Annotated in this window: 12 protein-coding genes and 3 tRNA genes; 1 reads left to right on the forward strand and 14 read right to left on the reverse strand. The window is 25.7% G+C overall.

The window, feature by feature from the left end; all coding sequences use genetic code 11:
* Positions 1–7: 7 nt before the first annotated feature.
* The 9 genes from BLBBGE_RS02950 to BLBBGE_RS02990 form a co-directional block, all read right to left on the reverse strand.
* Positions 8–772: a lysophospholipid acyltransferase family protein gene (locus BLBBGE_RS02950; protein ID WP_012841114.1), complete on the reverse strand. Its 765-nt coding sequence runs from the start codon at positions 770–772 to the stop codon at positions 8–10.
* 48 nt (positions 773–820) lie between these two features.
* Positions 821–3,997 (reverse strand): cytochrome c biogenesis protein CcsA, encoded by a 3,177-nt coding sequence (gene ccsA / locus BLBBGE_RS02955; RefSeq protein WP_012841115.1) that lies wholly within the window; start codon positions 3,995–3,997, stop codon positions 821–823.
* Positions 3,998–4,051: 54 nt separating this feature from the next.
* Positions 4,052–4,831, reverse strand: coding sequence for an MBL fold metallo-hydrolase (locus BLBBGE_RS02960; RefSeq protein ID WP_012841116.1), 780 nt, complete (start codon positions 4,829–4,831; stop codon positions 4,052–4,054).
* Between the two features lie 10 nt (positions 4,832–4,841).
* Positions 4,842–5,843: a recombinase RecA gene (recA, locus tag BLBBGE_RS02965; protein ID WP_012841117.1), complete on the reverse strand. Its 1,002-nt coding sequence runs from the start codon at positions 5,841–5,843 to the stop codon at positions 4,842–4,844.
* 62 nt (positions 5,844–5,905) lie between these two features.
* Positions 5,906–6,937 (reverse strand): lytic transglycosylase domain-containing protein, encoded by a 1,032-nt coding sequence (locus BLBBGE_RS02970; RefSeq protein WP_226989456.1) that lies wholly within the window; start codon positions 6,935–6,937, stop codon positions 5,906–5,908.
* 98 nt (positions 6,938–7,035) lie between these two features.
* A complete protein-coding gene (tatA, locus tag BLBBGE_RS02975; protein WP_012841119.1) occupies positions 7,036–7,233 on the reverse strand; it encodes a twin-arginine translocase TatA/TatE family subunit in 198 nt (65 codons plus the stop codon).
* A gap of 43 nt (positions 7,234–7,276) precedes the next feature.
* Positions 7,277–8,293, reverse strand: coding sequence for a sugar phosphate nucleotidyltransferase (locus BLBBGE_RS02980; protein ID WP_012841120.1), 1,017 nt, complete (start codon positions 8,291–8,293; stop codon positions 7,277–7,279).
* Between the two features lie 30 nt (positions 8,294–8,323).
* A complete protein-coding gene (locus tag BLBBGE_RS02985) occupies positions 8,324–8,704 on the reverse strand; it encodes a dUTP diphosphatase (protein WP_012841121.1) in 381 nt (126 codons plus the stop codon).
* 13 nt (positions 8,705–8,717) lie between these two features.
* The gene (locus BLBBGE_RS02990; RefSeq protein WP_041936803.1) at positions 8,718–10,184 is read right to left on the reverse strand and encodes an oligosaccharide flippase family protein; all 1,467 of its coding nucleotides are present in this window, start codon (positions 10,182–10,184) and stop codon (positions 8,718–8,720) included.
* A gap of 129 nt (positions 10,185–10,313) precedes the next feature.
* Here BLBBGE_RS02990 and clpP point away from each other — a divergent pair, with 129 nt between their 5' ends.
* Positions 10,314–10,994, forward strand: coding sequence for an ATP-dependent Clp endopeptidase proteolytic subunit ClpP (gene clpP / locus BLBBGE_RS02995; protein WP_041936804.1), 681 nt, complete (start codon positions 10,314–10,316; stop codon positions 10,992–10,994).
* A 1-nt stretch (position 10,995) separates the two neighbouring features.
* On the opposite strand, the gene BLBBGE_RS03000 is transcribed toward clpP, so the two are convergent.
* The 5 genes from BLBBGE_RS03000 to BLBBGE_RS03020 all read right to left on the reverse strand — a co-directional run bounded on the left by BLBBGE_RS03000 (position 10,996) and on the right by BLBBGE_RS03020 (position 13,951).
* A tRNA-Arg gene (locus tag BLBBGE_RS03000) sits at positions 10,996–11,069 on the reverse strand.
* A gap of 7 nt (positions 11,070–11,076) precedes the next feature.
* Positions 11,077–11,151, reverse strand: a tRNA-Pro gene (locus BLBBGE_RS03005).
* A 2-nt stretch (positions 11,152–11,153) separates the two neighbouring features.
* Positions 11,154–11,238 (reverse strand) — tRNA-Ser (locus BLBBGE_RS03010).
* A 44-nt stretch (positions 11,239–11,282) separates the two neighbouring features.
* Positions 11,283–13,322 carry an HDIG domain-containing metalloprotein gene (locus BLBBGE_RS03015; RefSeq protein ID WP_012841124.1) on the reverse strand — a complete coding sequence of 680 codons (2,040 nt, stop codon included), beginning with the start codon at positions 13,320–13,322 and terminating at the stop codon, positions 11,283–11,285.
* A 110-nt stretch (positions 13,323–13,432) separates the two neighbouring features.
* Complete coding sequence (locus BLBBGE_RS03020; RefSeq protein WP_012841125.1) at positions 13,433–13,951, reverse strand: Lrp/AsnC ligand binding domain-containing protein; 519 nt, start codon at positions 13,949–13,951, stop codon at positions 13,433–13,435.
* Between the last annotated feature and the right edge of the window lie 24 nt (positions 13,952–13,975).

A 13,975-nucleotide genomic window follows, 5' to 3' on the forward strand; every position in this document is an offset into this window, starting at 1 on the left:
ACATCATTTAAGAATTATTTTTTCTATAATATTTAGGGGACTGTTCTATCGCATCCATGATCTTATCCATAATATTATCAGTGGTGTCTTTTTTTAAATCTAATTGAATAGGTTCTTTAAATTTCATTTTTTGTAACACTCCCTTTTTTTTAATTCGAATACCTTTTTTATCATAAGCTTTTTGAAATCCATCTATTACGATAGGAACAACTATAGGATTATATTTTCTGATTACATGAACAATTCCTCTTCGTCCGGGGGCAAATGCCTGGGTTGTCCCTTGTGGAAAAGTAATTAACCATCCATCATTCAGAGCTATCCCCATACGAGTTATCTCAGATCTATTTACGGAACGATTTACTTTTTTATCTCCTTCTTTCCATGTTCTTTTTACAGTTATTCCTCCAGAATAAGTAAATAATTTTGTTAAAAAACTTTGATTCATGGTTTCTTGAGCCGCAACATAGTACAGATTCACTTTTGGATTTAAAAGATAAATAGGATTCTTAATGCTATTTATGAATCCATTTTTTACACTGCAAAACACATGAAACATAGCAAAAACATCTGCAAAATAAGTTTGATGATTTGAGACAAAGAGAACTCTTTTATCAGGTAAATTTTTTAGATATTCCGTTCCTTTCAATTTTAATTGATTAAATCCATTATAACGATTGTAAGAAATACAACCAAAAGTGAAAATTAAAAAACGTTTTATAAAATGTAAATTTCCAAATGCGTCTCTAAATAGAGTACTTTCTTTTTTTTTCAAATGTTTCTTTTTTGTTTTCTTAAAAAAAGATGAATGAAAATTCACTGTTTATTTATCTATTTTTTTTGTAATGTTATGAAATTTTGCAGAATAATAGGCAAAAATTGTGAAAATTAACAAAATGAATAAGCTATAATATATCCAAGAAGGTACAGAAAGAGGATCTCCTTTAGCATAAGAATGTAATCCAGATAAATAATAATTCACTCCAAAATAAGTCATAATAATAGAACTTATTGATAATATGCTACAAAAATTAAAAATAAATATACTTCTCATGGATGGAATTAAGCGAATATGTAACACAAAAGCATAAATCATAATGCTAATCAGAGCCCAGGTTTCTTTTGGATCCCAACTCCAATAACGTCCCCAACTATTATTTGCCCAAACAGAACCTAAAAAAGTTCCTATTGTTAATAAAAAAAGTCCTATGGTTAGACACATTTCATTAATAATAGTTAATTTTTCAATATGAATTTGAATTATTTTACTATAATAATGAAAATTGGCTTTCAATATATATAAAAGTAACACAAAAAATCCTAAAAAAGATCCTGTGAAAAAAAAACCATAACTAGTTGTTATTGTGGCGACATGTATAATTAACCAATGAGATTTTAAAACTGGAACTAAATTTGTTATTTCTGGATCCATTGCATTTCCATGTGCTATCATTAATAGAACAGATGCTATGAAAACTGTGGGACCTGAAACAAATCGATTTTTATGAAATAAAAAACCTATTCCAACTAAACAAAAACTAATAAAAATAGCAGATTCATATCCATTAGTCCATGGAGCATGTCCAGAAATATACCATCTAGAAATTAAACCTAAAAAATGTGAAAAAAATAAAACATATAAAATGAAAAAAAATATTTTAGAAAAAAAAACATATATTTTTTTTGAAAGAAAATGATCAAAAAAGAATTGATAATGATAAAAATTCCCAAAAATGGCATATAAGAATGATAAAACATAAAATATGTTGAGTTTATTGTAAAGAATTTCTAGGGATATTTTATTTACTGAAGGTAAAATAGATTTAGCATGTTTGATTTGATAGAGTCGTATTTTTTCTATTTCATTATCTGCAATACGCCAATTTTTTTCATTTTGAGCATATAATAAAGATTTTAGATAATTATTAAACATAGAGAACCCCAAAGGATTTAATCTATTTGATTCTGATAAAATCCAACTAGACCAAGTATGATTTTCGTCATTTGGAATCGGAAAAATACGAATATATTTTCCCTGAAAAATTTCATGAAGAATCCCTACACGTTCACTAATACTGAGGACTGCTTTATCATATTCGTCTCTTTGTATAGGATTTTTAGAAAAAGCTCTTTCATAGTCTTCTTGAAGTATAAATTTTAATCTTGATGTTTTGGAGTCTAAAATATAAAGATCTATCAGAGATACATAACATTCTCCATTTGCTTTGACTTTATTTAAAAATTTAGATCCTCCTTTTTTATCTGCTTTAATAAAAGGAATTTTTGTCCAGAATATATTATCTTGATGAATAGAGATAAACCATTGGTTTGCGTCTATATTTTCTACAGAATTCCTTTTATGTATTTTTCTAAGAAGTTCAATAGCTATAGTATTAACAGGTTTTATTCTTCCTTTAGAATCTTGAACTAGTAAACGTCCAAAATTTTCACTATGTTTTTTAGGAATATGAATAGCGTCAGAAACATTTTCTATAGGAAATTTTTTAAATTCGTGTATTTGATTATGTGTTTGAGGAGAACCAAAAGCATTATGATTTCCTATCAATAGAAATAATATGAAAAATAATATTGAATAATTTTTAGAATATAAATTTTTCAATTTATTTTTCATATTATAAAATCTAGTTCCTTTCCAAAATAAAGTAAGAAACATCCCTATACTCATCAAAACATAACCCATATAGGAAAAATAGGTTCCTAAATAATCATTATTAACAGAAAAATGAGTTCCTTTTCCGTCTGGATCATATCCAGATTGAAAAAATCTATATCCCTTATAGTTGAGAACATTGTTCATGGAAATCAAATAATCTTTTTTCTTTTTTTTGTCTATAAGTGTAATATGACTTCTAAAAGATGAAGGGAATCCAGATCCTGGATAATTTTCTATTTGAAAATGATTTAATCGCAAGAAAAAAGGTAGATACAAAAATATAGATCCATATCCAATGGATATTTGGTAATCTTTATTAAATAATAAAGGATCACTCATTTTTGTTGTATTTTTTCCGCCCAAAAAGGTCACTAATTTAGATTGATCTCTAAAAGATATTTCTGCTGTTATAGCATTTAATAAATTATTATTATCTTCTTCTTTTTCACATGATTTGATATATTCTAATTTTCCTTTTTCAATTCCTTCTGGAATAACCCACTGGATTATTCCATGATCTGTTTTCATTCGATACAAATGTTTTATTCTTAAAATATCAAAAGTGTTTTTGAATAAAAAATAGGTTTTTCTATTGATCATGTTTATACATTTTCCTGAAAAAGAAGATTTTAAAAATATTTTATCATTTTTCTCAAAAATTTGTATTCCGTAAGGAATTTTTTTATTTAGAGAAAATATTATACCATTGATTTTCGTAATATCTCCATCTTTCAGGAAATTTTCCGTTCTTCCTTTTTGATCGTTTGAAATAATTTTTACAATTTTTTCTTCTGATTTTTTTTTAGAAAAAAAAACTTTAGCACACGGTATATAATCTATAATTTTTATTTTCAAAGAATTATCCTTAAAAAAGAATTTTTTTTGATATTTTTTATGATAAGTAGAAAGAATATAGGGATCATTATAAAATCTGGTATCATTTCCTTGATGAATTTTTAATTTAATGTAATTTTTTATAGAAACAATTTTTCTATTCATTTCTCCTTCTCTTATAGACATTATTCCTTCAAAACTATAATATCTAGAAAAAATTCCTCCAATGAAAATAAATACAAATGATAAATGAAAAATAAAAAGAGGAAATTTATTATGATTCCATAATTTATATTTCCATATGTTCCCTATTAGGTTGATTATAATTAATAACATTATAATTTCAAACCAAGTAGATTCATAAACAAATATTTTTGCTACACTGGTAGAATATTTTTGTTCTATAAAAGTAGCTATAGCCATAGATATAGCCAACAATAAGAATAAAAAAGAAGTTATTTTGGTGGAGAAAAAAATTTTTTTTATTTGCATATTATTTTAATTGTTTAATATAAAAACGAGTTATATGTTCTATGCAAAAATATTTTATGTTTCATATACGATTAATCCATCATAAGCTAAATAAACATTTTTTGGTAATTGTGTTTCAATTTCTTTATGAAAACCAATCATATGACTAATGTGTGTCAGATAAGTTTTTTTAGGACAAATTTTTTGAATGACATTTAAAGATTCGGAAAGCGTAAAATGAGAAGGATGTTTTGGTACTTTTCTTAAAACATTTAAAATTAAAACATCTAATCCTTTTAATCGTTGAATTGTTTTAAAAGGAATATCACTAGCGTCTGTAATATATGCAAAATTTTCTATTCGAAAACCTAAAATAGGAAGAGAGCCATGCCATATGGACAAAGGGAATACTTTAAAATATTCTACAAAAAAGAAATCTTTATAATGATCTAATTCATGTACAGATATTTTTGATGTATACGTATTTGATTTTTTATTTTCTGAAAAAATATAAAAAAATCTTTTTTTTATATTTTCTAAAACTCTACGCAATCCATAAACAGGGATAGGTTTATTCATATTAAAATAAATCGATCTTATATCATCAAATCCTCCTATATGATCATGATGTTCATGTGTAATAAAAATAGCATCCAATTTTTCATGATTACTTCGCAACATTTGATAACGAAAATCTGGACTACAATCAATTAAAAAATGTTTTTTATTTTTTTCAATTAAAACTGAACTTCTTAATCTATTATCTTTTGGATTTTTAGATAAACATACTGGATGTTTAGATCCAATAATAGGAATTCCTTGAGAAGGCCCAGTCCCTAAAAAAGTAATTTTCATATATAATATATTACCACTTTCTATTTTTGAATTGATTGATTATATTTTTTTGTATTTCATTTATAATGTTTTTTTTTCCTTTTAAAAATTCTTTTACAGAATCTCTTCCTTGACCTAATTTCATATCTCCATAACTAAACCAAGATGCATTTTTTTTGATAATTCCTAAATCAACTCCTAAATCCAGTATTTCCCCGATTTTTGAAATTCCTTCTCCGTACATTATATCAAATTCAGCAATTTTAAAAGGAGGAGAAAGTTTATTTTTCACTACTTTTACTTTTGTTCTATTTCCTAATACTTTTTCTCCATTTTTAATTTGATTTCCTTTTCTAATATCTAATCGTATTGAGGAATAAAATTTCAACGCATTTCCGCCTGTTGTCACTTCCGGATTTCCATACACACCTATTTTTTCTCTTAATTGATTAATAAATATAAGAATGCTTTTTGATTTTCCTATACTAGAAGTTAGCTTCCTCAAAGCTTGAGACATTAATCTAGCTTGTAATCCTATTTTAGAATCCCCCATTTCTCCTTCTATTTCACTTTTAGGAGTTAAAGCTGCTACAGAATCTACTACGATCATATCAATTACACCAGATCTAATTAAATTATCTACTATTTCAAGTGCTTGTTCTCCATTATCTGGTTGAGAAATTATTAATTCTTTGACATTCACTCCTATTTTTTGAGCATAAAGACAATCCAAAGCATGTTCCGCATCAATAAAACTAGCAAATCCTCCTAATTTTTGAGATTGAGTTATTGCATGTAAAGCAACAGTCGTTTTTCCTGAAGATTCTGGTCCAAATATTTCAATAATGCGACCTTTTGGAAATCCATAGATTCCCAAGGCTATATCTAAGCTTAAAGATCCAGAAGAAATAATTTCTAAATTTTCTATATGAGAATCTCCCATTCGCATAACAGTTCCTTTCCCATATATTTTATCCATTTTTTCTAAAACCAGTTCTAATGATTTTCTTTTTTGTTCAATTTTTTCGTTCATAATTTTGAAAATGTTAAGGGCTATAATATATGCTTCCCTTTGTCCATTACAATCATTTTTTTTTAATGATTTTTTTTTAAAAAGAAAACTTTATTTTTTGGTAATCTCAAAAAAAACTTATTTCCAGGAGGAATCATATCCACTATATATTGTGGATTTAAAAGAATTAAATCTTGATAAGACATATTTAAACTATAGGCAAAAAATTTCAAAGAAATTTTTTCTTTTATAGGAATTAAAACTGTTTCTTTGTATTTGTATTTGTAGGGAGAGGAATAATGTGAAGAGAAGTTATGTTCCTTATAGTAATTCATTACATAATTAATTGCAATAAATTTTGGAATATAGTTTTGGGTTTCTTTTGGAAAAAATTCCCATAATCCCCAGAAATCTTTTCTATTCCGATGATTTTGCAATATTTTATCTACGGTTCCTGGACCTGCATTATAAGCCGCTAAAACCAATTCCCAATTTCCTATTTTTTGATATAGAAATTTTAAATAACGGCAAGCTGCTTCTGTTGATTTAACAGGATCATTTCTTTCATCATAAATATTATTAATGTTTAGATCATATATTTTTCCAGTTTCAGGCATGAATTGCCAAATCCCTTGTGCTCCGGCTTTGGAGGTTATAATAGGATTTAAATTTGATTCTATGACGGCTAAATATTTTAATTCTTTTGGAAGACGATAATGTTCAAGTTTTTCTTCAAACATAGGAAAATAAAAATCTGATAATGAAATAATTCTTCCTATATATTTTCCCATACGAAGATAACTTTCTACAGAAGCATGGACTATGCTGTTGTATTTAAATATCTTCATTTGAGATTTTTGATTTATAAAATTGAATCTGAGTTTAAGTTCTTCAGAATCTATATTAATAATAACAATGTTTTTTTTATGATACAATTTTTTTCCAGATAAAGATTTTTTCTTTCCTCCAAACATTTTTTTCCATAATTTTTCCATATAGATATTATTTAAATCTAATTTTTGATCATAAATATCTTTATGAAAGTTGATTACATTTTTTTGTTCCAAAAAGGGCTTTGATACAGATTGAACAGTCAAGCTTTTTAAGATGAGCATAAAAAACATAATATTTCTTATCGTTATCGTTGCCATTATTAGTTTCTAAAATTGTAGAAAAAAAGTACTAATGAACAAACGTAAAATGAAAGAAATTTTTATTCTTCTTCAGATTCAGAATCTTTCCCTTTCCCTTCAGAAGCCTTTTTGAATTCTTTCAAACCTGTTCCTAATCCTTTCATTAATTCCGGTATTTTTTTACCTCCAAAAAGTAAAAGTGCAAGAATGACAATTACCACGATCTCTGTGGTTCCAAAAGTTCCAAGTAGTATTAACAAAATAGAAACGAAATCCATTCAATGGGATTTTTTTCCAAATATAAAAAAAATATTAATGTTATTAATTGTAAGCAGAATAATCTCCTAAATTTACTTCTTTAGTTTCTCCTATATAACAAGTGTGATTTCCTATCATAGAATTCTGCAAATTTGCATATTGAATTTTTGTATCATCCTGAATCAAGGATCTTATTATATTGCTATTTTTGATTTTTGTATTTTTTCCGATTGAAACATAAGGACCTATTATACTATTCTCAATTTTTGTATTTTTTCCAATTGAACAGGGTTTTATAATGAAACTATTTTTTATGATTGATTTTTCATGAATCAATTGTGAATGATTGGATTCAATAGACAATATTTTTGAATTAGAAGAAATAGTTCTTTTTTGATCTCCAAAATCCATCCATCCTTTAACTTGTTTGTAAGTGAATCTTTCTCCTTTTTTTCTCATGTTTTCTAAAACAGATGTTAATTGATATTCTTGATTGTTATTGTATGATATAGATTGGGATTCCAGTTCTTTTCTTAAGAAAAGACTATTTTTAAAATAATAGAGACCTATGATAGCTAAATTAGAAACATAATTATTTGGCTTTTCGATAAAATGAGTAACAATTCCCGAAGAATCACATTTTACCACTCCAAATAAATGAGGATTTTGGACTTTTTTTGTCCATATAATGTTGTCTACTTGATTCGTGATTTCCTTTTCTAAAGAAGTGTTATCAAATAAAGTGTCGGAAAAAGCAATAATAACCGGTTCTCCATTCAATGAATCTTTAGCTCTTAATAAAGCATCTGCTGTTCCGAGCGGAGTGATTTGATAATAAATAATAGGATGAACTCCTATATCATTAGCTAATTTGATTAATTTTGTTTCGATGTTACCGACATTATTTCCTATAATGAAGATAATTTCTTGAACCGAAAAAATTTTTATAACTTCGGAAAAACTTTCCACCAATCTCCTCAAAATTGTTTTTCCTGCAATATGGATGAATGCTTTTGGAGTGCTTAAAGTATGCGGATATAAACGCAATCCTTTTCCAGCCATAGGAATTATAATTTTCATATTACATCATTTGTTATGTATGTTTTTATTTCATATTCCAGTACTTCCAAAACCATTGCTTCCTCTTATGCTCGTATTTAAAATAGAACATGGTTCCCATTTTATTTGAGTTCCTTGAAATATGTTTACTAAAACTAGTTTTTCATTGGGTTGAATGATCATTGTTTCAAATAAAATGTTTGTTATAAGAATCTTTATTTCTTGACATAAAACCGTATTTTTTTCATATTTTGTAATATGAATAACGCAAATAGCTTCTATTAATTTTTGTTTCAAAAAAAAATGATACTTCATTTTTTTGGAAAATTGAATCAAAATGCCTGTTGATATCAATTTTCGTTCCATTAAATTAATGGAAATAGATTTTTCTATATTAGCAATTAAAGTTAATTGATATCCATTTTTTATCACACTAAATCTACTTTTATTGTTTGATTAAATTAATCAATCTTTTTTTTTCTAGTAAAAAAATAATTATCAAATAAAAAAATTGAAAAAAAAAGCTAAATATTATTTGTTTTTTATGATTGATTATAAAAACTAAAAAAATTGCAAATAAAAAATGAATTGTGATATTTCTTTTTTTTCCACAAAATTCAAAAAAATTTTTTTTACCCCAAATGTATAAAATGATTAACATGCATCCATACGATGCTAAAGTACCCCAAGCCGGGATCATAAAACTACTATTAGGAATTAAAATAAAAATAAGATTAAATAAAAAGGTAATTAATACTCCTATAAAAGAAATATAAGTTCCGATAAGGGGTTTATCTATCACTTTGTAAAATATGGATAAATTTGTATAAATTCCTAAAAATAAATTTCCCATCATGATTATAGGAATAATGGACATGGCAAAGTGATATTTTTTATCAATAAAAAACTCTATAAACAAAGGTAAATTTCCACATATTAATACATAAAAAATTAACCCGAAAAAAATAAACATATAATTAATTTCTTCATAATAATATTTTGCATCAGAATCTATGGATTTTTTAAAAAAAAAAGGTTCAATTCCCAATTTAAAAATCCTGATATACAAACTCATAAAAGATGCTATTTTATAACAAGCAGAATAAGATCCGTTTATTTCATCTGACCCCCATCTTTTAATTAAGATCTTATCAAGATTTTCATTGATAGAAAAAGCAATGCTTCCTAACATAATAGGAATTCCATAATTTAACATTTTTTTAGCAAGAATTTTGTCAAATTTTTTGATAATTACTTTTTTTAAAAGAATAGGAAAAACTAAAACTAAATTAGTTAAAGATGATATCATGTTTGCGAAAAATATATAACCTGTTCTGTCTGTAAAAGAATTAATCCATTCAAAAATGAATAAAAAACAAGTTCTTTGAATGTGAAGATTGTTAAAACAAAAAAACATATATATTGTTAAAAATGATTGTATAAGTATATTTATTACATTTATAACGGTATGTTTGAATGGTTTTTCATTCGCACGAAGCCAAGCCATAGGAAGAATGCAAATTGTGTCAAAAAATATGATGAATAAGAACATCAAAAAATAATCCTTATGTTCTTGATATCCAATTAAATAAGTTATATTTTTTATGAATTTAACAGAAATGATTAAAAAAAAAGTGGTGATCAATAATTGTATTATAACACCTGTTGAAAATACAGTTTCTGGATTATAATTTTTTTTATATAAAAATCTAAAATAAGTATTTTCTAATCCAAAAGAAAGAAACCCTATAACTAGAAAAGATAAGGCATACATATCTGTATAAAGAGAAAACTCTTCTCTTTTTAAAGACACAGTAAAAAATTTTAAAAAAGCATAATTAATAACCTTTGGTAAAATGGATCCTATAGAATAGATAATTGTTTGTATTGCTAATTTTTTGTACAAATTCAATTTCAATGTTTTTAAAAATTTCTAATTTCTATATTTTTTATGCATGAGTGAATTTATTTTGCAAAATTTTGCATGAAAATAGAGAAGAGATTAATTATGAGTAACTTTAATAATAAAACTTCTCAACATATGGATTATAGAAAAAAAACAGAAGAATTTATGTTATATGCAACTAAGCATAAGAAGATCAATAGTTTAATAATAGATAAATATATTATTCAATCAATGACTCCTTATATTGTTGAGGAAAGAAAGTTAAATGTAGCTCAAATGGATGTTTTTTCTCGTTTAATGATGGATAGAGTTATTTTTTTAGGAACTCCTATAGAAGATCAAGTAGCTAATATAGTACAAGCTCAATTATTGTTTTTACAATCTGTAGATTCTGTGAAAGATATACAAATCTATATCAATTCTCCAGGAGGAGATGTTTATGCAGGACTAGGGATCTATGACACCATGCAAATTGTAGAACCTGATGTATCTACCATTTGTACTGGTATGGCAGCATCTATGGCCGCTGTTTTACTTTGTGCTGGAGTCAAAAATAAGAGATCTGCATTAAAACATTCAAGAATCATGATTCATCAACCTATAGGGGGAACACAAGGACAAGCATCAGATATTGAAATCACAGTTCGTGAAATTTTAAAATTGAAAAAAGAACTTTACGAGATTATATCGAAACATTCGGGTGTACCTATTGAAAAAATAGAAATTGATTCAGATCGAGATTATTGGATGACGTCTCAAGAGGCAAAAGAATACGGAATGATAGATGAAGTTCTAGAAGGAAAAAGAAAAAAATAAATGATCACGACAGGACTCGAACCTGTAACCGACTGCTTAGAAGGCAGTAGCTCTATCCATTTGAGCTACGTGATCTTATATATCGGGGTAGCAGGATTTGAACCTACGATCTCCTGGTCCCAAACCAGGCGCGATAACCAAACTACGCCATACCCCGTGCGGAGAATGTGGGATTCGAACCCACGCGGTATTTCTATACCGACAGTTTAGCAAACTGTTCCGTTAACCACTCCGGCAACTCTCCCAAAGAATACAAATCTAAAGGAGATCTATTAAATAAACAAATAATCAGCTTTTAGGATATTCTATTCTAGTATGATAAATATTTATTAGTTTCTTTTTAAGAACTTTTTTTACTTTCTCTATTTCCTTTAAAGTAATATCCGCATTAGAAAACTGATTTTCTTTTTTCTGTTTGTTAATAACATTTTCTACCAAGTCTTCTAAATCTTTGGAAGACGGATTTTTTATACTTTTAGAAGCAGCTTCTACAGAGTCGGCTATCATAACAATAGCCGTTTCTTTGGAAAAAGGTTTAGGTCCAGAATATTGAAATTGTCTTTTATCCACTTTGATATTAGGACATTTTTTTTTTTGTTTTTCGTAAAAATAATGAATAATGCTATTTCCATGGTGTGTTCGTATGAAATCAGTAACAGAATCAGGAAGATGATATTTTTTTGCAAACTCAATTCCAATTGAAACATGTCCTAAAATAATTTTTGAACTTTCTTTTGGACTTAATTTTTCGTGGGGATTATTAATTATATTATGTTGATTTTCAGTAAAAAAATTTGCATTTTTTATTTTTCCTATATCATGATAAATAGCTCCTATTCTTACCAATAATGAATTGGCTCTAATAGCAACAGCTGCTTCTTCTGCGATATTTGCTACTGTTAAAACATGTTGAAAAGTACCAGGAGCTTTTTGAGATAACAATCTTAATATAGGAGTATTTGTATCCGATAGTTCCAATAATGAAATATCAGAAGTGAGATTTAATAATTTTTCGAAAAGAAATATTAATGGATGAACAAATAAAGTTAAAACTCCACTAAAAAAAATAAAGAAAAAAGTATGCCAAGAAATTTTTTCTAAAGACCCTTCACGAATCAAAATAAGTGAACTAAAAGTAACTATATAAGTAATGGTTATTTTTCCAACAGCAATAAAAAGGTTCGCCATTTTATAAATGTTTTTTTTTGTAAGCATGACTAAAAATCCTGTAATTAATTGAATAAAAATAAATTCAAAACTATTTGGGGCAATTAAGGACAATAATAAAATGGTTGTTATGTGAATAATGATGCTCAAGTGAAAATTGAAAAAAGCACGAATACTTATAGGAAGTATACAAAAAGGAATTATATATAATATTTTAGAATGATATTTTAAAATTAAAATAGTAATTAATGATATGAGCAGTATATTGATTATTAAAAAATTAATTTCCCTATTTTTGTGGAAGATTTTATTTTGAAAATAAAAAAGATATAATATAAATAAAGTAAATATCATACTAATGATAAGAAAATACCCTATAATAAGACAATAATCTTTTTTTTTATTCCATACTTTATTTTCATATTCCTTTTTGAAATAAGATAAAATCTGAAATTTATTTTCATCTATTATTTCATTATTTCCGATAATTTTATCTCCTTTTGAAAAAGAATATTTTATTTTATTGATAGATTGAATTTTTTTATGAAAAAAAAATTCAGTATAACTTTGGTTATAAAAAAAATTTGGTACGATAATTTTTTTTAAAATTCTTTTTAAAATCTTGACACGATAACCATTTATAAGAAAATTTTTATCAATAATATGATTTACCTTTTTGCGAGTGTAAATTTTTTTGTATAAAATGGGAATCCATTTTTTGTTTTTTTGAAAAAAAATTATATGAATTTTATTATGTTCCGTTATATCTGGAATTGGAATAGAATCTATATATCCATATTTGTACACAGTATTTACTGTTTTATAAACGATTTTGGAATAATGTTTTCTATTTTTTAGAAATGGAATTTTTTTTAGCTTTTTTTTTATGTTTTTAACTATTTTTTCGTTTTGAATAAAAAATATTTTTTGATCCTCTTTCAATTTTTTTATTTCTAAATCGATATCTTGATTGTTTTTTGGAACAACAAAACAAAACGGAGAAAATAAATCTCTGTAAGTCCAATTTTTTCCTTTTGAAAATTCATATTTAAAAATCTCTTTTTTTGGGAAAAAAAATGTCAATGATAAGACTGCAATAATTGGAACTAAAATCTTATCTGCAATATTTTTATATGTATAAAACTTTAAGAAATTAGCCATTTCCTAAAAACCTAAAAAATTGAAACTATGCAATTTTTTCGGAAGGATGAAATTTTCATTTCAAGAAGAAGTATCAAAAATTAATTATCAATTATATTATGATAATATCATCATGTTTTTTTTTTATAAGATGATTGATTTTTTTGTAAAATATTGGATAACAATCTATTTTCATCATTAATGCTTTCTTCTAAACAAATAGTAGATTCCGTTCTAAGAACTCCTTTTATCTCTCCAATTTTAGAAATAACATCTCTAGCATCCGAAGGGTCTCTAGCAATAATTCTACAAAAAAGATTATATTTTCCTGAGGTAATATATAATTGGACAACATTAGGAATTTTTTTTAATTCTTCTTTCACCAATTTAGATTCACGAGAATCCGATAAAATTCCTACAAAAGCTATTAAATGAAAACCCAAAGATTCATATCCAATAATCAAAGTACTTCCCTTGATAATTCCTGCTTCTTCTAATTTTTTTACTCTAACATGAACAGTACCAACAGATAATGGTTTTATTTCTTTGCTAATCTGTTTACTGATTTCAGTATATGGAGTTCTAGCATTTATATTTAATTTTTTGACAATAGTATTGTCTATTTCATCTGTATTATATCTTAGAATCATTGTTTTATATTTTTATTTTTTTTT

The sequence above is a fragment of the Blattabacterium sp. (Blattella germanica) str. Bge genome (assembly GCF_000022605.2).
Lineage (GTDB): Bacteria > Bacteroidota > Bacteroidia > Flavobacteriales > Blattabacteriaceae > Blattabacterium.